The following is a 19,438-nucleotide window of genomic DNA, read 5'->3' as shown; positions in this document are numbered from 1 at the left end:
GGCAAGTGCATACGTGAACGTAGACCTTTTCGACTTCGAGCTTCCGAACGACCGGATCGCGCTGCGCCCCGCGGCACCGCGCGATTCGGCGCGCCTGCTCGTGCTCGCCGGCGCCGAGACGCGCGACCTGCGCGTCTCCGACCTGCCCGGCCAGTTGCGCGCGGGCGATTGCCTGGTGTTCAACGATACCCGCGTGATCCCCGCCCAGCTCGAAGGGCTGCGTGGAGAGGCCAGGATCGGCGCCACGCTCCACAAGCGCGAAGGGCCGCGCCGCTGGCGCGCCTTCATCCGCAACGCCAAGCGGCTGCGCAATGGCGACACGATCGATTTCGGCCAGGGCGTAACCGCCATGGCGGGCGACCGCGTCGAGGACGGCAGCTTCGCACTCGACTTCGCCGGCGACGAGCCGGTCGAGCTGCTGCTCGAGCGCTGCGGCCGCATGCCGCTGCCGCCCTATATCGCGTCGAAGCGCCCGACCGACGCGCGCGATGCCGAGGACTATCAGACGATGTTCGCCGCCGAGCCGGGCGCGGTGGCGGCCCCGACGGCGGCGCTGCATTTCACGCCCGGGCTGCTCGCCGCGCTCGACGCGGCGGGGATCGGCCACACCACGCTCACGCTGCATGTCGGCGCGGGCACCTTCCTGCCGGTCAAGGCCGAGGACACGGCGGAGCACCGGATGCATGCCGAATGGGGCCGCATCGACCGGACCACGGCGGACCGCCTGAACGCGGTCCGCGCCGCGGGCGGGCGGGTCATCGCAGTGGGCACGACGAGCCTGCGCCTGATCGAGAGCGCCGCCGGGGAAGACGATGTGATCCGCCCCTTCGAAGGCGATACCGCGATCTTCATCACGCCGGGCTATCGGTTCAAGGGCGTGGATGGGCTGATCACCAACTTCCACCTGCCGCGCTCGACGCTGTTCATGCTGGTGTCGGCGCTGATGGGGCTGGAACGGATGCAGGGCGCCTATGCCCATGCGATCGCCGAAGGGTATCGCTTCTATTCCTACGGGGATGCGTCGCTGCTGCTGCCGTGAACGGCCAGCCATTCCGGGCGGTGCGCCTTCCCTTGAGCGTTTCGAAGAACCGCGTCCGCGGAAGCCCTCGACCTGTGCAGGCCCGGAAGCGGGGCCCGGGCCCTCGCCCCACCTTCGCCACAGATTGCGGCTTGGGTGCGCACGCGGCAGGGTCCTCTTCGCCGCGAATCGGAAGGATCCCCATGCGCTCGTTGTTCGCCCTCGCGCTTGTCGCCGCGACTCCCGCCTTCGCGCAGGAGCGGACGCGCATCCCCGCGCCCGAGGGCAGCAGCGCCGGCCCGATCGGCAGCAGCACGCCCCAGCAGCCCGCCTTCACCGTGATCGTCGAACCGGTGGCGATGATGATCGCCGCCTTCGACGCCGACGGCGACGGCAAGGTGACGCGCGCCGAATTCGATGCGGGGCTCAAGCGCAGCTTCGACGCCGTCGATACCCGGCACCAGGGCTGGCTGGGCTATATCGCCTATTCGGACTGGCAGGAGCGCTGGATGGGCGATCGCAACACCGTGCCCAGCCCCTTCGAAGTCGATCGCGACGGCGACAACAAGGTGAGCTTCGCCGAGCTCGCGGAGCGCTTCGACCTGCTCTTCAAGCGCTTCGATGCGGACAGGAATGGCGTGATCGAGCGCAAGGAACTGGTCACCATCCGCCCGCAGGTGATGATGGGTCCGGGCATGGGCCGGGGCAAGAAGGGCCGCAGCCCGAATTGATGTCCTAGCATCACATGCCGGGACGGAGCTAAGAGCGAAACGATGGCCGCGCATCACGACCATAACCACAGCCATAATGGCCATAGCCATGCGCCCGCGGACTTCGGGCGCGCCTTCGCCATCGGCACGGTATTGAACCTCGGCTTCGTCATCGTCGAAGGCGGGGCCGGCTTCCTGACCCATTCGATGGCGCTGCTGGCGGATGCCGGACACAATCTGTCGGACGTGCTCGGGCTGCTGATCGCCTGGGGCGGCGCCGAGCTCGCCAAGCGCCCGGCCTCGCCGCGCTTCACCTATGGCCTGCGCGGCTCCTCGATCCTCGCCGCGCTGGCCAACGCGGTGCTGCTGTTCGTCGCGGTGGGCGCGATCCTGCTGGAGGCGATCCAGCGCCTTTCGGAACCACGCGAAGTGCCCGGGCTGACGGTGATGATCGTCGCCGGCGCCGGCATCGTCATCAACCTGTCGACTGCCCTGCTCTTCGCCCGCGGGCGCAAGGGCGACGTCAACATCCGCGGCGCCTATCTCCACATGGCGGCCGACGCCGCGGTCTCGGCGGGGGTGGTGGTCGGGGCCGCGCTGATGCTGCTCACCGGCGCCGAATGGATCGACCCGGTGGTCAGCCTCCTCATCGTCGTCGTCATCCTGTGGAGCACCTGGGGGCTGTTCACCGAATCGCTCACCATGGCGCTGCAGGCAGTGCCCAAGGGCATCGATTCGGCGGCGGTGGAGGCGGCGCTGGCGGACCTGCCCGGCGTGAGCCGCGTCCATGACCTCCACATCTGGCCGATGAGCACCACCGAAGCGGCGCTGACCGCGCATCTGGTGATGCCGGAAGGCCATCCGGGCGATGCGTTCCTGATCGCACTGCAACATCGGCTGGCGCATGACTTCCGGATCGATCATACGACCGTCCAGATCGAATTGGGGGATGGGGCGGAATGTCGCATGCATGGGAATGGACACGCGCATGAGTGATGCCGCGCCCATCCGGCTGGTGATCTTCGATTTCGACGGCACGCTCTCCGACAGCGGCGACTGGTTCCTCTCGGTCGTCGACGAGCTGGCGAAGCGGTTCCGGTTCCGCACCGTCCAGCCGGACGAGGTGGACATGCTGCGCCACAAGAGCTCGCGCGAAGTGATCGAGTTCCTTGGCATCCCGAAGTGGAAGCTGCCGCTGATCGCCCGCTACCTGCGCCGGCTGGTCGGCCGCAACACGCATGAGATCGAGCTGTTCCCGGGCACGCCCGACCTGCTCGAACAGCTTGCCGCAACCGGGGTGAAGATCGCCCTCGTCACGTCGAACGCCGAGGCCAATGCCCGCAAGATCCTGGGCCCGGTGCATGCCGCCCGGATCGATTGCTTCGCCTGCGGCTCCTCGCTGTTCGGCAAGGCGCCCAAGTTCCGCCGCGTGCTCAAGAAGATGGGCATGAAGGCGCACGAAGTGCTCTCAATCGGCGACGAGACGCGCGACATCGACGCGGCGCGCGAAGTGGGCATGCGCGCGGGCTCGGTGCTGTGGGGCTATGCCGCCGAGGAACTGCTCGTCGCGATGCGCCCCGACGTGATGTTCCGCACGCCGCAGGACATCGTCGACTATCTCGCTGCGCATCGTTCATAGGACGCGCCAACTCGCCCTTCGCCCATTTTCCCCGCCGCCGGGCGCTGGATGAAGGCCGAGCCGGAAATCTTTCCTCAAATCGTCCGCCGAACCGCCAGGCGCCGCCCCGTCGTCGTTGAACTCGCCGCCCCTGTCTGTAGAGTGACGGGCATGGAACGACTGCGTTGGACCTGGATCTGGCTTCCGCCCTTCGCGGGCGCGGCCAGCGTGCTCTTCGGCGGCGTGGTCGACATACCGCCGCTGCTGCTCGGCCTGGTGCTGATCATCACCGTGCTGGCCGCGGTCCATCATGCCGAGCTGATCGCGCACAAGGTGGGCGAGCCCTTCGGCACCTTCCTGCTCGCGCTGGCGGTGACGGTGATCGAGGTGGGCCTGATCCTCACGCTGATGCTCCAGGGCAAATCGGGTGCGGAGACACTGGCGCGGGACACGGTCTTCTCGGCGGTGATGATCATCCTGAACGGGCTGGTCGGCGCGTTCATCCTGCTCGGCGCGCTGCGCCACCGCGAGCAGAGCTTCCAGCAGGTCGGCGTCAGCGCCTCGCTCGCGACGCTGTGCACGCTGACCGTACTAACGCTGGTGCTGCCCAATTTCGCCGCTTCGGCCGGCCCCTTCTATGCGCCGTCGCAGCTCGCCTTCGTCGCGATCGTCTCGCTGCTGCTCTACCTGACCTTCGTCGCCGTGCAGACGGTGCGGCACCGGGATTATTTCCTCCCGCCCAACGAGGAAGCCGCCGACCTGGAGGCGCACGCCCCGCCGCCTAGCGGGCGCCAGACGCTGCTGTCGGGCGTGCTGCTCGTCGCCTGCCTCGTCGAAGTGGTGCTGGTCGCCAAGGCGCTCGCGCCTGCGATCGAGGACGGCGTCGCCGCGGCCGGCGCCCCGCACGCAGTGGTGGGCGTGGTGATCGCGGCGCTGGTCCTGCTGCCGGAAAGCGTGGCGGCGGTGCGCGCGGCGATGGCCAATCGGCTGCAGACCAGCCTCAACCTCGCGCTCGGCTCGGCGCTGGCGACCATCGGCCTCACCATCCCGGCCGTGGCCGTGCTGTCGCTGTCGCAGGGCCTGCCGCTGGCGCTGGGCCTCGATTCGCGCGGCATCGTCCTGCTCTCGCTGACGCTGCTGGTGACCACCCAGTCGCTTGCCACCGCGCGGACGACGGTGCTGCAGGGCGTGGTGCACCTCGTCATCTTCGGCGTGTTCGTCTTCACCACCCTGGTGCCCTGACCCCCCATGGGCCGATCGCACCGGAAAGAGGTCCTGCACGGATATACTTGACTCAATCAATTATATCCGTGCAATCTCGCGGCATGGAACAGGCCATCGAACAATTCCGCGCCTTCAACCGGGTGCACACCCGCTTCGCCGCGGTGCTCGCGCCGCGCTACATGGACAGCGAGCTGGGCGTTGCCGAAGCGCGGCTCCTCTATGAGATCGCCGGCCGCCAGCCGGTGCTCGCGATCGAGCTGCAGGAAGTGCTCGGGCTCGACGCCGGCTATGTCAGCCGCGCGGTCAAGCGCTTCGAGGAGCGCGGCTGGGTTGCCCGGGCGCGCGGGGCGGAGGATGCGCGCCGGCGCCCGATCGCCCTGCTCCCCGCCGGCCGGGCGGCATTCGATGCGCTCGACACGGCCACGCGCGCGCACAGCCGGCGCCAGCTCGAATCGCTGGGCCCTGGCGGCGGTCCGCTCCTCGGCCATCACCTCGCCGCCGCGCGCGCGCTGATCGAGGGCGGCGCGGGCAACTGGACCGTCCGCACGCTCCGTACCGGCGACATGGGCGCGATCGCCAGCCGTCAGGCGGTCTTTTATGCCGAGCATTATGGCTGGGAGCGGCCGATGGAGCTGCTGCTGAACGATGTCACCACCGGCTTCCTGCGCGATTTCCGGCCGGGGCGCGAGCAATGCTGGGTCGCCGAACGCGGGGGCGAAATGCTCGGATCGGTGATGCTTGCCGATGGCGGCGGGGACATTGCCAAGCTGCGCCTCCTCTATGTCGAGGGCCATGCGCGGGGGCTCGGCATCGGCGATGCGCTGGTGCGCCACTGTGTCGAGTTCGCGCGCGCCGCGGGCTATGCGCGGCTCGACCTGTGGACGCACACCATCCTCGCGAGCGCCCGGCGCATCTATGCGGCGCAGGGCTTCGAACTGGTCGACAGCGCCGCCCATACCATGTTCGGCGAGCCGGTGATGGGCGAGACCTGGTCGCTCGACCTCAGCCGAGATGCACCGCCAGCCAGACCGTAGCGCGATCCCCGGCGGTCCAGGTCACCCAGTGGCGCTGCCCCGCGGCGATCAGCAGATGATCGCCCGGACGCAGCGTCAGCGCGTCTTCCCCCTCGATACGCAGCCCGGCCGCGCCCTCGAGCAGCAGCACCCATTCGTCCCGGTCCTGCACCATGGGCGCGTCCTGCGGAGTCGCCTGTCCCTGCGAGACGATGCGCTCGATGCGGATGCCCGGGCGGCGCAGCAGCTCGGTGAAGGCTTCGCCTGCGCCGGCATCGGGCAGGTCGGCGAGAAGGTTCACGGTCATCCCCCGCCGTTGCGCTCCCCTGCCAAAGGAGGCAAGGGCTCGCGCATGCCCCGTTTCGAGTTCACCATCCACGCCACCGACGGCAAGGCGCGCCTTGGCACCATCGCGATGCCGCGCGGCGAGATCCGCACGCCCGCCTTCATGCCCGTCGGCACCGCCGCCACCGTCAAGGCGATGAAGCCCGCCGACGTCCGCGCCGCGGGCGCGGACATCATCCTCGGCAACACCTATCACCTGATGCTGCGGCCCGGCGCCGAGCGCGTCGCGCGGCTGGGCGGCCTGCACGGGTTCATGGGCTGGGATCGACCGATCCTGACCGATTCGGGCGGCTATCAGGTGATGAGCCTGGCGGACCTGACCACCCGCAGCGAAGAGGGCGTCGCCTTCAAGTCGCACCTCGACGGCTCGCGCCACATGCTGAGCCCCGAGCGTTCGATCGAGATCCAGCGGCTGCTGGGCAGTTCGATCACCATGGCCTTCGACGAACTGGTCCCCACCACCTCCACCCGCGAAGTGCAGGCCGCGGCGATGGAGCGATCGATGCGCTGGGCGAAGCGCAGCCGCGACGCCTTCTTCGCCGCCGAGGACCATGCCGCGCACAATGCGATCTTCGGCATCCAGCAGGGCGCGCTCGACGAGGGGCTGCGCAAGGCCTCGGCGGATGCGCTGCTCGACGTGGGGTTCGATGGCTATGCGGTGGGCGGCCTGGCAGTGGGCGAGGGCCAGGAAGCGATGTTCGGCGTGCTCGATTTCGCGCCGGGCCAGCTCGACGCCGCCAAGCCCCGCTACCTGATGGGCGTCGGCAAGCCCGACGACATCGTCGGCGCCGTCGAGCGCGGGATCGACATGTTCGATTGCGTGCTGCCCACCCGCTCCGGCCGCACCGGCCAGGCCTTCACGCGCACCGGCCCGATCAACATCCGCAACGCCAGGTTCGCCGAGGATCAGGGGCCGCTCGATCCCGAATGCCCCTGCCCCGTCTGCGCCACCTGGAGCCGCGCCTATCTCCACCATCTCGTTCGCGCGGGCGAGATTCTCGGGGCGATGCTGATGACCGAGCACAATATCTGGTTCTACCAGGTGCTGATGCAGGACTTGCGCGCCGCGATCGGCGAAGGGCGGCTGACCGAATTCGCCAATGGCTTCCGCGCTTCCTATCATGGCGGGCGGGACTAGAGCGGATCGCGACGAAAGAGGGGACTTACATGCTGCTTGCACTTCGCCTGCTCTCGCTGCTCGTCGGGGGCTTCACTGCGTGGCGCGTGCTGGGCGGCCAGATGACCAGCACGCTGTTCAAGGTGCCCGACCTTGCCGTGGGCGCGGTGATGGTGCTTGCCGCGCTGATCCCGAACAGGGGCGCAGCGCCGGCCCTGGTCGCCGCCAATGCCTATGCGTTCGGCGTCTTCTCGGTCGCGCTTGCGGGCTATCTGGTGCCGAGCAAGCCGGTCGAGCCGCTGCTGATCGCCGGGATGGCGGTCAATCTGGTCGTGATCCTGCTGCTCCTGCCCCGCATGACGGGCGGCGGGCACTAGGGTAAAAATTACCTTTACCATCAAGTGTTTCGCCTTGGGACGCGGGGAAATCCGGGGGCGCGAGGGCTGTTGAAATCGGCTATTGCCGCACGCGGGCGACAGGCCCGGGCGGGGTAGGCGCGACTTTGTTCTGGCAGCGTTTCTCGAAGATGCAGGCACGCGGGATCGCGGCGGCGCTCGTCGCGTCGCTGATCGGCGCCGGCTTCTCCGCCCAGGCGCTGGCGCCGGCAAGCAAGCCCAAGGCCGAGCCCAGGCCGATCGCGACCGGCTATGAGGCCGAAGACCATTTCCCCGGCGCCGCGCTCTATTATGCCGTCGACGAGGATGCCGCGGTAGGCGCCGGCACCACCGGCACCGCCAGGCTTCCCGACATGCCGATTCCCGCGGACGCGACGGAGGGGCCGGTCGACGGATCCATCCAGCCCGCACTGCCCTTCCACCTCGCCGGCAGCGGCGTGGACAGGGCGCGCGCGCTCCAGTGCCTGACCACCGCGATCTACTATGAAGCGGCGAACGAGCCGGCGGACGGGCAGCGCGCCGTGGCGCAGGTTATCCTCAACCGGGTGCGCCATCCGGCCTTTCCCGCCACCGTGTGCGGCGTGGTGTTCCAGGGATCGGAGAAGCGCGGCTGCCAGTTCAGCTTCGCCTGTGACGGCGCGATGGACCGCGCCCCCTCCCGCGCAGCCTGGGATCGCGCCGCCCGCGTCGCCGCCGCCGCGCTTGCCGGCCAGGTGTTCGCACCGGTGGGAATGGCGACGCATTACCACACCTATGCCGTCACGCCCGTATGGAACCGCGGCCTGGTGATGACCGGCGTGTTCGGCGCACATTTCTTCCACCGCTGGAAGGGCTGGTGGGGCACCGCCGCCGCCTTCCGCCAGGCCTATCGCGGCGGCGAGCCACTGCCCGAGCCGCATGTACGGACCGACCTGGCGGCGTTGATCGCGCCCGTGGTGCCGATGCCGGTGCCGATGCCCGCGGTCGCCGGCAAGACCGCCGCGACGGCCGCGACGCCGCGCGAGACCATCCAGCCGGCCTATGCCCAGAGCGGCACGCCGATCGGCGGCTATGCGCCCCGGCCCCAGCCCGCCGCCACGCCGGCGGACGATGGCGAATCGCAGATTCTCGACAAATGGAAGGACAGCGGCAAGCCGCTACGCTGACCGGATATGGCAACGGGCCCCGCCTCGCGGCAGAGCCCGTCCCCGTCAGGCTCCCCCCCCCGGGGGATCGGGGAGGGGGAACCCTTGGTGCTTACCAGCGACGCTCGCGATCGTGCTTCTGGACGCGGATGCGCGCCGAAAGGGCATCGAAGCGGCGATCGAGATCGCGGCGCTCGGCGAGCGTCAGGCCCGGGCGCGAGCGGCGATATTGGGCCTCGAGCCGGGCCAGGCTGTTGAACTCGGCGCGGAGGCGGGCCGCCTCGCTGCGGCTGAGCTGGCCCGAGCGCACGCCCTGGTTGATGCGGGCCTCGAGGTTCGCCTGGCGGCCGTTGATCGACTGCCACGCCTGATAGGCGGGCGCCGGATGCGGCGCGGCCATCGCGGCGGTCATCGGAACGGCCGAAGCGGCGATGCCGAGACCGGCCAGCATCAGGGTCAACTTATTCATTTTACGCTCCTCTTTTTGAACTGGGCCGCCCCTGCGGCCTGAAACCGGTATGGGTGGCGGCTGTCGCATGCTTGTCCCCATCCCCGTGCATTTGTGTCGCAAGCTGTCGTGCGCGCGGAGGTTCCGTTCATCTTCGGGAGGACGCCGCTGCGGCGCGACGACCGGAGGGTCGGTGGAATCGATTGACGCAGGTTGCTGCGCCCCTAGATTCGCGGCTGGAGACGAAGAGGAAGCAGATGGCGCTCTCGATTGCCGAACTGACGCTGGTCGAACAGCGCGTGACCAACGACGCACCGAGCGTGGTGGTGGCCTATCTGCTCTGGCTGTTCCTCTGGTTCGTCAGCGCCCACCGCTTCTATCTGGGCAGGCCGGTCTCGGCGATCCTGCAGATCCTGTCCTATTTCGTGCTGATCGGCTTCATCTGGGTGCTGATCGACGCGCTGCTGATCCCCGGCATGATCCACACGCGCCAGGACGAGATTCGCCGCGACATGATGCGCGCGCTCGCGCGCGGCTGAAGCCCCGGGCGGCAGTCCGGAAGCAGATCAGCTAGGCCGCGATCAGCCGCTCGGCCTGTGCCCGCGCCTCGTCGGTGATCTCCGCGCCGGAGAGCATGCGCGCGATCTCCTCGCGGCGCGCGGCCGCATCGAGCGGCGTGACTCCGGTGCGCGTGACCGTCCCGTCATGGCTCTTGGCGATCAGCAGATGGCGAGCGCCGCGCGCCGCCACCTGCGGGCTGTGCGTCACCACCAGCAGCTGTGCCGTATCCGCCAGCCGGGCCAGCCGCTCGCCAATGGCACTCGCCACCGCGCCGCCAACCCCGCGATCGATCTCGTCGAAGATCAGCGTCCGCGCCCCGCCCTCCTCGGCCAGCGCCACCTTCATCGCCAGGATGAAGCGCGACAGTTCGCCGCCCGAAGCGATCTTGACCAGCGGCGCGAACGGCGCGCCCGGGTTGGTCGAGACTTCGAACTCGACTCTGTCCATGCCGAAGGACGACCAGCCGGCCTCGCCCTGCGGCTCGACCACGGTGCGGAAACGCGCGGCATCGAGCTTCAGGGGCTTGAGCTCCGTCGCCACCGCGGCATCGAGCCGGGCGGCGGCCATCGCCCGCAGCGCGGACAGCGATTTCGCCGCATCGGCATAGGCCCGATGCGCGTCGGCGACCACGGCTTCGAGCTTCGCGATCCCCGCTCCGCCGCTCTCGACCCGCTCCAACCGGCCTGCCAGTTCCTCCAGCAGCACCGGCAGGTCGTCGGGCTGTACCCGATGCTTGCGCGCCAGTCCGCGCAGCTCGAACAGCCGCGCCTCGTCCGCCTCCAGCACGGCGGGATCGAAGGCCAGCGCCTCGGCCGCCATGTCCACCCGATCCTGCGCCTCGGCCGCCTCGCCGATCGCGCGGTCGATCGCGGCAAGCGCTTCGGCAAGCGCCGCGTGATCGCCGGCGATCCGCTCCAGCACGCGCGCCGCCTGGCGGAGCTGGCTCAGCCCCCCTTCCGAGCCGTCGAGCAGTTCGGCGATGCCCTGCAGCTCGCCCGCGACCTTCTCGCCGCGCTGCATGGCGGCGCGGCGCTCGGCGAGCACTTCCTCCTCGCCCGCCCCGGGTGCGAGCGCCTTCAGTTCGGCGACGGCATGTTCCAGCCATTCGCGGTCGCGTTCGGCCAGGTCCTGCTCGGCCCGCGCCACCGCCAGCGCCGCCTCGGCATCGCGCCAGGCCTTGTGCGCGATCGCCGCCGGGCCGGGATCGCAGCGCCCGAAGGCGTCGAGCAGCGCCCGGTGACCGCGCGGATTGAGCATGCCGCGATCGTCATGCTGGCCGTGGATCTCCACCAGATGCGGCGCCAGCTCGCGCAGCAGGCCGGCGGAGGCCGGCTGGTCGTTGAGAAAGGCACGGCTGCCGCCATCGGCCTTGACGATGCGCCGGACGATCAACGGCTCGCCCGGCTCCAGCTCCAGCCCGTTCTGATGGAAGAGGTTGGCGACTTCGCCGTCCCGCGCCGGCACTTCGAAGGTCGCGGTCACCACTGCCTGCGCCGCGCCCTGGCGCACCAGCCCGGTCTCGCCGCGCGCGCCCAGCGCCAGCCCCAGCGCATCGAGCAGGATCGACTTGCCGGCCCCGGTCTCGCCGGTGAGCACGCCCAGCCCGGCCCCGAACTCCAGGTCGAGCGCCTCGATCAAGACGACGTCGCGAATGGCCAGCGCAGTCAGCATGCGCCTGCCCCTATCGCAGGAACTTAACAGGAACGAAAGCCCCGAGCATCAGCTCGCGGGCTTGGCTACCACCTGGGCCTGCTTCAGCTTGCCCTGGTTCTCCTGCATCAGCTTATAGGCATGGTTGTACCAGTCGGTGCCCGGATAGTTGGCGCCGAGCACGGCCGCCGCCTTCTCCGCCTCTTCCGGCACGCCGAGCGCGAGATAGGATTCGGTGAGGCGCATCAGTGCCTCCGGCACGTGCGTGGTCATCTGATACTGGTCGACCACGGTGCGGAAGCGCAGCGTCGCCGAGAGCCACTGGCCACGCGTCTCGTAGAAGCGGCCGATCTCCATCTCCTTGCCCGCCAGGTGGTCGCGGACGAGGTCGATCTTCAGGCGCGCATCGGCGGCATATTTGGTGTTCGGATAGCGGCGGGTCAGCTCGCCCAGCGAATCGAGTGCCTGCTGGGTGATCTTCTGGTCGCGCTGCACGTCGCTGATCTGCTCGTAATAGCACAGGCCGATCAGATAATAGGCATAGGGTGCGTCGCGGTTGCCCGGGTGGACGGCGAGGAAGCGCTGCGCCGACGAAATGGATTCGGTATAGTCGCGGTTCAGATAATAGCTGAACGCGCCCATCAGCTGCGCACGGCGGGCCCAGACCGAATAGGGATGCTGGCGCTCGACTTCGTCGAACAGCGCCGCGGCCAGCTTGTACTGATGCTGGTCGAGCTTCTGCTTGGCCGTGGAATAGAGCGTGCCGACGTCGCGCGCGACATAGGGAAGATCCTTGCCGCCGCCCTTCTTGGCGCAACCGGCCATCGAGAGCGCGAGAACCGGGAGAAGAGCGAGCGCAAGCGCGCGGGTGGTGGGAGTACGCATGGGTGGGGGTCTTAGCCCGGTCCAGTGGCGTCAAACAATCCTTTTCGCGGCGGGATTGCGGCGGACCCGCGACAGGCGCCGCGCGTTGCGCTAGCGAGCGCTGATTCGGGAGGAAATTCGTGACCGCCACCTTGCTCGCCACACACCGCGTCGACAAACCCTGGGGCCGCCATCGCCTGTGGCCGGGCTTCGCCGATCCCGCGGCGGACGGCGAGCCGGTGGGCGAGATCTGGTTCCAGACGCCGGGCGACAGCGCGCCCGACCTGCTGATCAAATATCTCTTCACCAGCGAGAAACTGTCGGTCCAGGTCCATCCGGACGACGCGCAGGCGCGCGCCGCCGGGCTGCCGCGCGGCAAGGACGAATGCTGGGTGATCCTCGACGCCGAACCCGATTCGACGATCGCGCTGGGCACGAAGCGGCCCGTCGACCGCGAGACCCTGCGCGCCGCCGCGCTCGACGGCTCGATCGAGGATCTGCTCGACTGGAAGCCGGTCAAGGCGGGCGATTTCTTCTATTCGGGTTCGGGCACGATCCATGCGATCGGCGCGGGGATCACGCTGGTCGAAGTGCAGCAGAACAGCGAGACCACCTATCGACTCTACGATTATGGGCGCCCCCGCGAGCTCCATCTCGACCAGGGCATCGCCGTCTCCGATCCCGTCCCCTACACGCCGCATCCGATGCCGGGGCGCGTCGCGGACGGCCGGGAGATACTGGTCGAGGGGCCGAAATTCGTGCTCGAGCGCTGGGAAGGCGGTCCGCGCATGCTGAGCCTGCCCGAAGGCGTCACCGGCTGGCTGATCCCGCTGCGCGGCGAAGGCGTGGTCGACGGCGTGGCCTTCCGCGCCGGCGAGTGCGTGACGCTCCAGGGCAGCGCCAGCCTCCACGCCGAGGCGGGCAGCGACCTGCTTTTCGCCTATCCGGGCGAGACACGTCTCTGAAGCATGGCCATGCGATGAACGGGGGGTAGTTTCCCGTTCACGCAACTCGCCTTCTTGCGGTACGTTGGACGGCAGGAACCATAAGGAGAACTCCCATGCGTATCCTTCTTGCAGTTGCGATCGCCGGCGCGGGCCTTGCCGCGACGCCTGTTGCCGCAGCCCCCATCGCCAATGCGCCGCTCGCGATCGCGGCCGTGACCGCAGCCGCTCCGCAGGACTGGCGCGACCGCGACCGCAATCGCGACCGCTACGATCGCCGGGACCGTCGCGACGACCGCCAGTGGCGCAGCGATTGGCGCCGCTATCGCAACTATGACTATAACCGCCTGCCCCCGGGCGAGCGCTATTACAATCCGTCGGACTATTATCGCGACGGCCGCTATTATCGCGAACGCCGCCTGACCCGGAACGACCGCATCTATCGCGGCAATGACGGCCGCTATTATTGCCGCCGCTCGGACGGCACGACCGGCCTGATCGTGGGCGGCGTCGCGGGCGGCCTGCTCGGCAACGCGCTGTCGGACGGCCGCAACGCCACGCTGGGCACACTGCTCGGCGCGGCCGCGGGCGCGGCGCTGGGCTCGTCGGTCGATCGCGGCGAGGTTCGCTGCCGCTAAGGGCTTGCCACGCAGGCAGAGAGGGGTCCGGCGGAAACGCCGGGCCCCTTTCTCATCCGCGAACGGCGCGGATCAGAAGATGAAGCCGCCCAGCCAGAGGCGGACGATGCCGACGATCGCGACGACGATGTTGAGGTTCCGCCCGGCATTGGAATCGGACAGCGCACCCAGCGCGATGCCGACCACCGCGACCGGGACCACCATGTAGTTGAGCAAGCCGAGGAACGGGATCAGCCCGATCAGCATGAGCGGCAGGGCGATGATACCGACGAGGATCGAGAGCAGGTTCAGCATGGCCGCCGCTATATCCCATCCAAGGTGTGTTATCAATATATAACAGTTACGCCACGAGCGGGATCAGCACCTCGATGCGCTTGAGGCGCGCGGGCGTGAAGGGCGAATTGTAGAAGGCATGCTCGACCGGCCCGGCGGGGCGGAAGCCCATGTCGCCGATCCAGGCGCGCAGTTCCGCCTCATGCGCGTCGAGCTGGCCGTCACTGTCCACGCCGGTGAAGCGCAGCGCGGCGATCCGCCGGGCCGGAAGCGCGCGCAGCCGCACCCCGGCGGACGGATCGGGCAGCGTCTCGAGGCTCGCATCGGCGGGCATCACGAAGCGCGTGCGCCAGCCGCGCCCGTCCTCGTCGCCGTCGGACAGCACCGGCACCGTCATCGGCAGCCGCCCGCCCGCGCGCCCCCTGCCGAACACATAGTCGGCGAGCCGGGTGAAGCCGACGGAGAGCGCCGCCTGGCGAAGCCCCGGCACCACCGCCTCGGCGACGATCAGCCGGGGATAGTCGCGCACGCTGAACGCGCCCTCGCGCGTGACGGTGCTGAACGCGGCCTCGTCCTCGGGCCTGAAGAGCAGCGCATATCCCACACCGGCGGCAACCGCGGCGGCGACGCCGGCACCGACCATCTTCGCATTGAGCTGCATGAAAACCCCATCTGATCGCTCGTGCAGATACGCATATGGGCGGCCGGAGTTCCGCTTGCCGTCGCCCCGGAGACCGGCCGGAATTCGCCTTGGCCAAGGCTTCCTTAACCTTCCTCGGGCATGAAAACGGCCCAAAGGAGCGTTCGAGATGGTCCGCCGACAGTATTTCCTGATGCTTGCCTTGCCCCTCGCGCTGGCGGGGTGCGGCAGCCGCGGGAGCCTGGGCGACGTCGCCGAGACGGAGAGCGGCAACGCGGCCGATCCGGCGCTGGCCAGCGCGCTGCAGGACCAGATCATGGTCGACCCGCAACTCGGCCGCCAGGCCAATGGCGACGCGATCCGCCCGCCGGGCCAGCCCTATTCGGGCGGCGTGCCGAACGACAATGTCGCGGCGAACAGCAGCAAGGTCGACAACGGGCCGCTGCTCAAGACTCCGGCCCCGACCCAGGCGACCAAGGAATGCACCCAGTGCACCGCCGCGCGCGAGGCAGTGACGCTCGGCGGCCTCGCCGCGCGCCAGAAGGATCCGAAGTCCAGCCAGTGCGCCGCCTCGCTGCACTATGCCGCGGCCTGGGCGCAGCGCCTGCCCCGCGACCTGCCGCTCTATCCGCAGGCGCGCGTGACCGAGGCGGCGGGCAGTACCGCCGGCAAATGCCAGCTGCGCGTGGTGAGCTTCTCCTCGCCGCAGCCGATGCAGGTGATGCTCGACTGGTATTACACCAAGGCGATCCGCGGCGGCTACACCAGCGAGCATCAGGTCGACGGCCAGGAGCATATCCTGGGCGGCACGCGCGACAAGGACGGCAGCGCCTATGTGCTGTTCCTGACCAGGCGGCCGGACGGCGGCACCGATATCGACATGGTGGCGAACAACGGGATCTGATCCCCGGAACCCGTCGCCCGCGGGGAGAGGAATTACCAAGGTTCCCCTGACCGCCATTCCGCGCTAACCGCTCGGGATGCCTGCCCTTCTCCTCGTCATGCTCGGCGGCGCCTTCGGTTCCGGTGCGCGCTATCTCACCGGCAAGCTCACGCTCGGCTGGCTCGGGCCCAACTATCCCTGGGGCACGCTCGCCGTGAACCTGATCGGCGGGTTCCTGATGGGCACGCTCGTCGGCACGCTGGCGCGGATCGGCCATGGCGGCGAGCAATGGCGCCTGCTGATCGGCGTCGGCGTGCTGGGCGGCTTCACCACTTTCTCGGCCTTCACGCTCGACCTGATGAACATGGTCCAGCGCGGCGATTGGGGATCGGGCTTCGCCTATGCGCTCGTCTCGGTGATCGGTTCGATGTTCGCCCTGTTCGCCGGGCTCGTAGTTTTGAGGGTTCTGCCATGAGCGATGCCGTCCGCCAATTCCTGGTCAAGGCCGATGACGACGGCATCCGGCTCGATCGCTGGTTCAAGCGGCACATGCCGGACACCAGCTTCAACACCGTCTCGCGCTGGGCCCGCACCGGCCAGCTGCGCGTCGACGGCGCGCGCGCCAAGCCGGGCGACCATGTCAGCGAGGGCCAGGTGATCCGCGTGCCTCCCGCCGAGCCGGCCAAGCCCGAAAAGCCCGGCCGCCCGAAGCGCGAGCGCATCAAGCTCAGCGACGAGCAGATCGACTTCGCCCGCAGCCTGGTGATCCACCGCGACGACGCGGCGCTGGTGCTCAACAAGCCGCCGGGCCTCGCCACTCAGGGCGGCACCAAGACCACCGAGCATGTCGACGGCCTGCTCGACGCGCTCCAGTTCGAAGCGGAGGGCCGGCCCAAGCTCGTCCACCGGCTGGACAAGGACACGTCGGGCGCGCTGCTCGTCGCCCGCACCGCCCGCGCCGCGGCGGCCTTCTCGAAGAACTTTTCCAGCCGCACCGCGCGGAAAGTCTATTGGGCGCTCGTGGTCGGCGTGCCCAGCATCGAGGACGGCATCATCGACCTGCCGATCGGCAAGCAGCCGGGCACCGGCGGCGAGAAGATGCAGGTCGACGAGAAGGAAGGCCAGCCCAGCCGCTCGCGCTACCGCGTGATCGGCCGCGCCGGCAACCGCGCCGCCTGGGTCGAGCTCCAGCCCTTCACCGGGCGCACCCACCAGCTGCGCGTCCACATGGCGGCGATCGGCTTCCCCATCGTCGGCGACGGCAAATATGGCGGGCCCGAGGCGTTCCTGACCGGCGGCATCAGCCGCAAGATGCACCTCCATGCGCGCCGCATCCGTGTCGACCATCCCGATGGCGAAAAGATCGACGTGCGCGCCGCACTGCCGCATCACTTCGCCGAATCGCTCGCCACGCTGGGCTTCGAGGAAGCCGAAGGCGACGCGCTGCAGCTCGACGACGGCCCCGCCCCGCTCACCAAGGAGCAGCAAAAGGCCAATGCGCGGGCCCATGCCAAGACGGTCCGCAAGGAGCGCCGCGGCGAACGGCGCGGCCGCGGCGAAGGCCCTAGCGGCGACAAGCCCGCGCCTCGCAGCGGCGGCAAGCCGAGCACGCGCAAGTCGCCCGCCGCCAAGCCGGGCGGCAAGCCGGCGGCCCGCAAGCCTGCGCCGCGCGGCGCCCGGCCCGGCCCGCGCGCCGGCGGCGACAAGCCCCGCGCGCCGCGGAGCCGCTGATGCATCCGCACCCGGCCTTTCGCTGGGAGGATCGCCCGGCGATCCGCGACCTCGTCCGCGACATCGGCTTCGGCGCGCTCTTCGCCGCGACGCCCGACGGGCCGCGCGTGGCGCATGTGCCGGTGGTGTGGCTGGGCGACGACACGCTCGGCTTCCACCTTGCGCGCGGCAACGGCCTCGCCCGCCATCTGGACGGTGCCACCGCGCTGTTCAACCTGCAGGGGCTGGACGCCTATGTGAGCCCGGACTGGTACGGCGCCGGCCCGGATGAAGTGCCGACCTGGAACTATGTCGCGGTCGAGCTCGAAGGCCAGGTGACCCGCACCGACGAGGACGGGCTGGTCGCGATCCTCGATGCGATCAGCCATGAACAGGAACGCCGCCTCGCGCCAAAGCCCGAATGGACGCTGGCCAAGGTCGATCCCGCCCGGACCGCCAAGCTGCTCACTGCGATCATCGGCTATCGGCTGGAGATCCGGGCCTGGCGCGGCACCCGCAAGCTTGGCCAGAACAAGCCCGACGCCGCCCGCCTGGCCGCCGCCGACGCGCTGGCGGCGCGGGGCAGCGACCGGATCGCCGCGCTGATGCGGGGGGCGAAGTGAACCGTCTCGCCGTATTCGATTGCGACGGCACGCTGGTCGATTCGCAAGCGAACATCTGCCGGGCGATGGAAGCCACCTTCGCCGCGCACCGGCTCGATCCGCCGGATCGCAGCGACATCCGCCGCATTGTCGGGCTCAGCCTGGTGCCGGCGATCGCCCGCCTCCTGCCCGAGGCCGGTGCCGATCTGCACGAAGCGATGGCAGCCGAATACAAGCGCGCCTTCTTCGCGATGCGCGCCTCCAACGCGCTCGATCCCGAACCGCTCTACGACGGCATATTGGAGACGATCGCGGCGCTCGACGACGCCGGCTGGCTGCTCGGCGTCGCCACCGGCAAGTCGGACCGCGGGCTGGGCCTGATCCTCGAGCATCACGGCATCCGCCAGCGCTTCGTCACGTTGCAGACCGCCGATCGCCACCCCTCCAAGCCGCATCCCGCGATGCTCGAACGCGCCATCGCCGAAGCCGGCGCCGCGCCGGAGACCACGGCGATGATCGGCGACACCAGCTTCGACATGGCGATGGCGCGCGCCGCTGGCACCCATGCCCTTGGTGTGCTATGGGGATACCACACGTCCGGGGAGCTGCTCGGCGCCGGCGCGCACCACGTCGCCGATCATGCCGGCCAGCTCTTCGCGCATCTGGAGACGCTATGACAGACGCCGAACGCCTGGCGATGAAGCGCTACTACATCATCGTCGCGGTCAACATGCTCGGTACCGCCGGCGCCGTGATCGGGCTGCTGGTCGCCGGCCGCGCGCAGCATTACGGAGTCACCGTGTTCGGCGGCGCGATCCTGTTGTCGTCGCTCTATTTCATGGCGGTGGTGCCGCGCTTCCTCGCGCGCCGCTGGAAGACTCCCGTGGAGGCGACGCCCGAGGCATGAAGCGCTTCTGGAAGGAAGTCACCGTCGAGGACGGCCAGGTGGCGCTCGACGGCAAGCCGGTGCGCACGCCCGATCGCGCGCCCCTCGCCCTGCCCACCCCGGCGCTGGCAGCGGCGGTGGCGGACGAATGGCGCGCCGTGGGCGAGACGATCGATCCGCGCGCGATGAAGCTCACCGGGCTCGCCAATGCCGCGATCGACAAGATCTCGCCGGATTCCGCGCCCTTCGCCCGGGGCCTCGCCGCCTATGGCGAGAGCGACCTGCTCTATTACCGCGCCGACGGCCCCGAGCCGCTGGTCGTGCGCCAGGCCGAAGCCTGGGATCCGCTGCTCGACTGGGCGCGCAACCGCTACGATGTGCATTTCGAGACGGCGACCGGGGTGATGCACAGGGCCCAGCCCGAAGCGACCGTCGCGCGACTGGCCGAAGCCGTATATGCGCTCGACGCCTTTCACCTCGCCGGCCTCTCGCCGGTGGTGACGGTGAGCGGCACGCTGGTCGGTGCGCTGGCCCTGCTCGAAGGCGCGGCGGGTGCCGAGACGCTGTGGCAGGCCGCGCATGTCGACGAGCTGTGGCAGGCCGAGCAATGGGGCGAGGACCCGCTCGCCGTGCAGGCTCGCGATGCGCGCCGGGCGGATTTCGATGCGGGGGTGCGGTTCCTGGGATTGCTTTAGGAATCCCCCTCCCTTGCGGGGAGGAGGATTCAGGGCAGGGCGGAATGCCGAGGATCCGTCACACCGTGACCACCCGCACC

At 69.5% G+C, this 19,438-nt stretch carries 25 protein-coding genes; 19 read left to right on the top strand and 6 right to left on the bottom strand.

Going from position 1 to position 19,438, the window contains the following annotated elements; genetic code table 11:
* Window positions 1-13 precede the first annotated feature (13 nt).
* From queA to FHR20_RS01135, 6 genes are all read left to right on the top strand, one after another.
* Window positions 14-1,039 carry a tRNA preQ1(34) S-adenosylmethionine ribosyltransferase-isomerase QueA gene (gene queA, locus FHR20_RS01160; protein WP_167297872.1) on the top strand — a complete coding sequence of 342 codons (1,026 nt, stop codon included), beginning with the start codon at window positions 14-16 and terminating at the stop codon, window positions 1,037-1,039.
* Window positions 1,040-1,221: 182 nt separating this feature from the next.
* Entirely contained in the window at window positions 1,222-1,749 is a 528-nt protein-coding gene (locus FHR20_RS01155; RefSeq protein ID WP_167297871.1) for an EF-hand domain-containing protein, read from the top strand.
* Window positions 1,750-1,791: 42 nt separating this feature from the next.
* Entirely contained in the window at window positions 1,792-2,724 is a 933-nt protein-coding gene (locus FHR20_RS01150) for a cation diffusion facilitator family transporter (protein ID WP_167297870.1), read from the top strand.
* Entirely contained in the window at window positions 2,717-3,367 is a 651-nt protein-coding gene (locus tag FHR20_RS01145) for an HAD hydrolase-like protein (protein WP_167297869.1), read from the top strand. The genes FHR20_RS01150 and FHR20_RS01145 overlap by 8 nt, the downstream gene beginning before the upstream one ends.
* Window positions 3,368-3,517: 150 nt before the next feature.
* Window positions 3,518-4,588: a calcium:cation antiporter gene (locus tag FHR20_RS01140; RefSeq protein WP_167297868.1), complete on the top strand. Its 1,071-nt coding sequence runs from the start codon at window positions 3,518-3,520 to the stop codon at window positions 4,586-4,588.
* A gap of 83 nt (window positions 4,589-4,671) precedes the next feature.
* Window positions 4,672-5,604: a bifunctional helix-turn-helix transcriptional regulator/GNAT family N-acetyltransferase gene (locus FHR20_RS01135; RefSeq protein WP_167297867.1), complete on the top strand. Its 933-nt coding sequence runs from the start codon at window positions 4,672-4,674 to the stop codon at window positions 5,602-5,604.
* Here FHR20_RS01135 and FHR20_RS01130 read toward each other — a convergent pair.
* Window positions 5,573-5,884, bottom strand: coding sequence for a cupin domain-containing protein (locus tag FHR20_RS01130; RefSeq protein WP_425057369.1), 312 nt, complete (start codon window positions 5,882-5,884; stop codon window positions 5,573-5,575). The two genes, FHR20_RS01135 and FHR20_RS01130, sit on opposite strands and share 32 nt — an antisense overlap.
* A 51-nt stretch (window positions 5,885-5,935) precedes the next feature.
* On the opposite strand from FHR20_RS01130, the gene tgt reads away from it, so the two are divergent.
* The 3 genes from tgt to FHR20_RS01115 all read left to right on the top strand — a co-directional run bounded on the left by tgt (window position 5,936) and on the right by FHR20_RS01115 (window position 8,585).
* Entirely contained in the window at window positions 5,936-7,066 is a 1,131-nt protein-coding gene (gene tgt / locus FHR20_RS01125; RefSeq protein ID WP_167297865.1) for a tRNA guanosine(34) transglycosylase Tgt, read from the top strand.
* A gap of 29 nt (window positions 7,067-7,095) precedes the next feature.
* Window positions 7,096-7,422 (top strand): hypothetical protein, encoded by a 327-nt coding sequence (locus tag FHR20_RS01120; protein ID WP_167297864.1) that lies wholly within the window; start codon window positions 7,096-7,098, stop codon window positions 7,420-7,422.
* A gap of 125 nt (window positions 7,423-7,547) precedes the next feature.
* Window positions 7,548-8,585, top strand: coding sequence for a cell wall hydrolase (locus FHR20_RS01115; RefSeq protein ID WP_243857092.1), 1,038 nt, complete (start codon window positions 7,548-7,550; stop codon window positions 8,583-8,585).
* A 91-nt stretch (window positions 8,586-8,676) separates the two neighbouring features.
* Here the strand turns inward: FHR20_RS01115 and FHR20_RS01110 are convergent, their stop codons facing one another.
* Window positions 8,677-9,033, bottom strand: a complete 357-nt coding sequence (locus FHR20_RS01110) for a hypothetical protein (RefSeq protein ID WP_167297863.1) — start codon at window positions 9,031-9,033, stop codon at window positions 8,677-8,679.
* A 236-nt stretch (window positions 9,034-9,269) separates the two neighbouring features.
* Here FHR20_RS01110 and FHR20_RS01105 point away from each other — a divergent pair, with 236 nt between their 5' ends.
* Window positions 9,270-9,551 carry a TM2 domain-containing protein gene (locus FHR20_RS01105; protein ID WP_167297862.1) on the top strand — a complete coding sequence of 94 codons (282 nt, stop codon included), beginning with the start codon at window positions 9,270-9,272 and terminating at the stop codon, window positions 9,549-9,551.
* Window positions 9,552-9,582: 31 nt separating this feature from the next.
* On the opposite strand, the gene recN is transcribed toward FHR20_RS01105, so the two are convergent.
* A complete protein-coding gene (gene recN, locus FHR20_RS01100; RefSeq protein WP_167297861.1) occupies window positions 9,583-11,244 on the bottom strand; it encodes a DNA repair protein RecN in 1,662 nt (553 codons plus the stop codon).
* A 48-nt stretch (window positions 11,245-11,292) separates the two neighbouring features.
* The gene (locus FHR20_RS01095) at window positions 11,293-12,108 is read right to left on the bottom strand and encodes an outer membrane protein assembly factor BamD (protein ID WP_167297860.1); all 816 of its coding nucleotides are present in this window, start codon (window positions 12,106-12,108) and stop codon (window positions 11,293-11,295) included.
* 119 nt (window positions 12,109-12,227) lie between these two features.
* Between FHR20_RS01095 and FHR20_RS01090 the strand changes: the two genes are divergently transcribed.
* Window positions 12,228-13,052 (top strand): class I mannose-6-phosphate isomerase, encoded by an 825-nt coding sequence (locus FHR20_RS01090; RefSeq protein ID WP_167297859.1) that lies wholly within the window; start codon window positions 12,228-12,230, stop codon window positions 13,050-13,052.
* 95 nt (window positions 13,053-13,147) lie between these two features.
* Window positions 13,148-13,669 (top strand): glycine zipper 2TM domain-containing protein, encoded by a 522-nt coding sequence (locus FHR20_RS22645; protein ID WP_208413355.1) that lies wholly within the window; start codon window positions 13,148-13,150, stop codon window positions 13,667-13,669.
* 72 nt (window positions 13,670-13,741) lie between these two features.
* Here the strand turns inward: FHR20_RS22645 and FHR20_RS01080 are convergent, their stop codons facing one another.
* Both FHR20_RS01080 and FHR20_RS01075 read right to left on the bottom strand, forming a co-directional pair.
* Window positions 13,742-13,963 carry a hypothetical protein gene (locus FHR20_RS01080; protein ID WP_167297858.1) on the bottom strand — a complete coding sequence of 74 codons (222 nt, stop codon included), beginning with the start codon at window positions 13,961-13,963 and terminating at the stop codon, window positions 13,742-13,744.
* Window positions 13,964-14,009: 46 nt separating this feature from the next.
* Window positions 14,010-14,603, bottom strand: coding sequence for an SOUL family heme-binding protein (locus FHR20_RS01075; protein ID WP_167297857.1), 594 nt, complete (start codon window positions 14,601-14,603; stop codon window positions 14,010-14,012).
* 148 nt (window positions 14,604-14,751) lie between these two features.
* Here FHR20_RS01075 and FHR20_RS01070 point away from each other — a divergent pair, with 148 nt between their 5' ends.
* The 7 genes from FHR20_RS01070 to FHR20_RS01040 all read left to right on the top strand — a co-directional run bounded on the left by FHR20_RS01070 (window position 14,752) and on the right by FHR20_RS01040 (window position 19,358).
* A complete protein-coding gene (locus FHR20_RS01070; protein WP_167297856.1) occupies window positions 14,752-15,486 on the top strand; it encodes a hypothetical protein in 735 nt (244 codons plus the stop codon).
* A 76-nt stretch (window positions 15,487-15,562) separates the two neighbouring features.
* A complete protein-coding gene (gene crcB, locus FHR20_RS01065; RefSeq protein ID WP_167297855.1) occupies window positions 15,563-15,940 on the top strand; it encodes a fluoride efflux transporter CrcB in 378 nt (125 codons plus the stop codon).
* Window positions 15,937-17,196 (top strand): RluA family pseudouridine synthase, encoded by a 1,260-nt coding sequence (locus FHR20_RS01060; protein WP_167297854.1) that lies wholly within the window; start codon window positions 15,937-15,939, stop codon window positions 17,194-17,196. Before crcB ends, FHR20_RS01060 begins: the two co-directional genes overlap by 4 nt.
* The gene (locus FHR20_RS01055) at window positions 17,196-17,798 is read left to right on the top strand and encodes an FMN-binding negative transcriptional regulator (RefSeq protein WP_167297853.1); all 603 of its coding nucleotides are present in this window, start codon (window positions 17,196-17,198) and stop codon (window positions 17,796-17,798) included. Before FHR20_RS01060 ends, FHR20_RS01055 begins: the two co-directional genes overlap by 1 nt.
* Window positions 17,795-18,454, top strand: a complete 660-nt coding sequence (locus FHR20_RS01050) for an HAD-IA family hydrolase (protein WP_167297852.1) — start codon at window positions 17,795-17,797, stop codon at window positions 18,452-18,454. Before FHR20_RS01055 ends, FHR20_RS01050 begins: the two co-directional genes overlap by 4 nt.
* Window positions 18,451-18,684, top strand: a complete 234-nt coding sequence (locus tag FHR20_RS01045) for a hypothetical protein (protein ID WP_167297851.1) — start codon at window positions 18,451-18,453, stop codon at window positions 18,682-18,684. Before FHR20_RS01050 ends, FHR20_RS01045 begins: the two co-directional genes overlap by 4 nt.
* Window positions 18,681-19,358, top strand: a complete 678-nt coding sequence (locus FHR20_RS01040) for an ATP12 family chaperone protein (protein WP_167297850.1) — start codon at window positions 18,681-18,683, stop codon at window positions 19,356-19,358. Before FHR20_RS01045 ends, FHR20_RS01040 begins: the two co-directional genes overlap by 4 nt.
* Window positions 19,359-19,438 lie beyond the last annotated feature (80 nt).

This window comes from Sphingomonas leidyi (assembly GCF_011761945.1).
In the GTDB taxonomy this organism is placed as follows: Bacteria; Pseudomonadota; Alphaproteobacteria; order Sphingomonadales; family Sphingomonadaceae; genus Sphingomonas; species Sphingomonas leidyi.
Note: the sequence above shows the minus strand (reverse complement) of the source record. Positions and strands in the feature narration are given on the sequence as shown.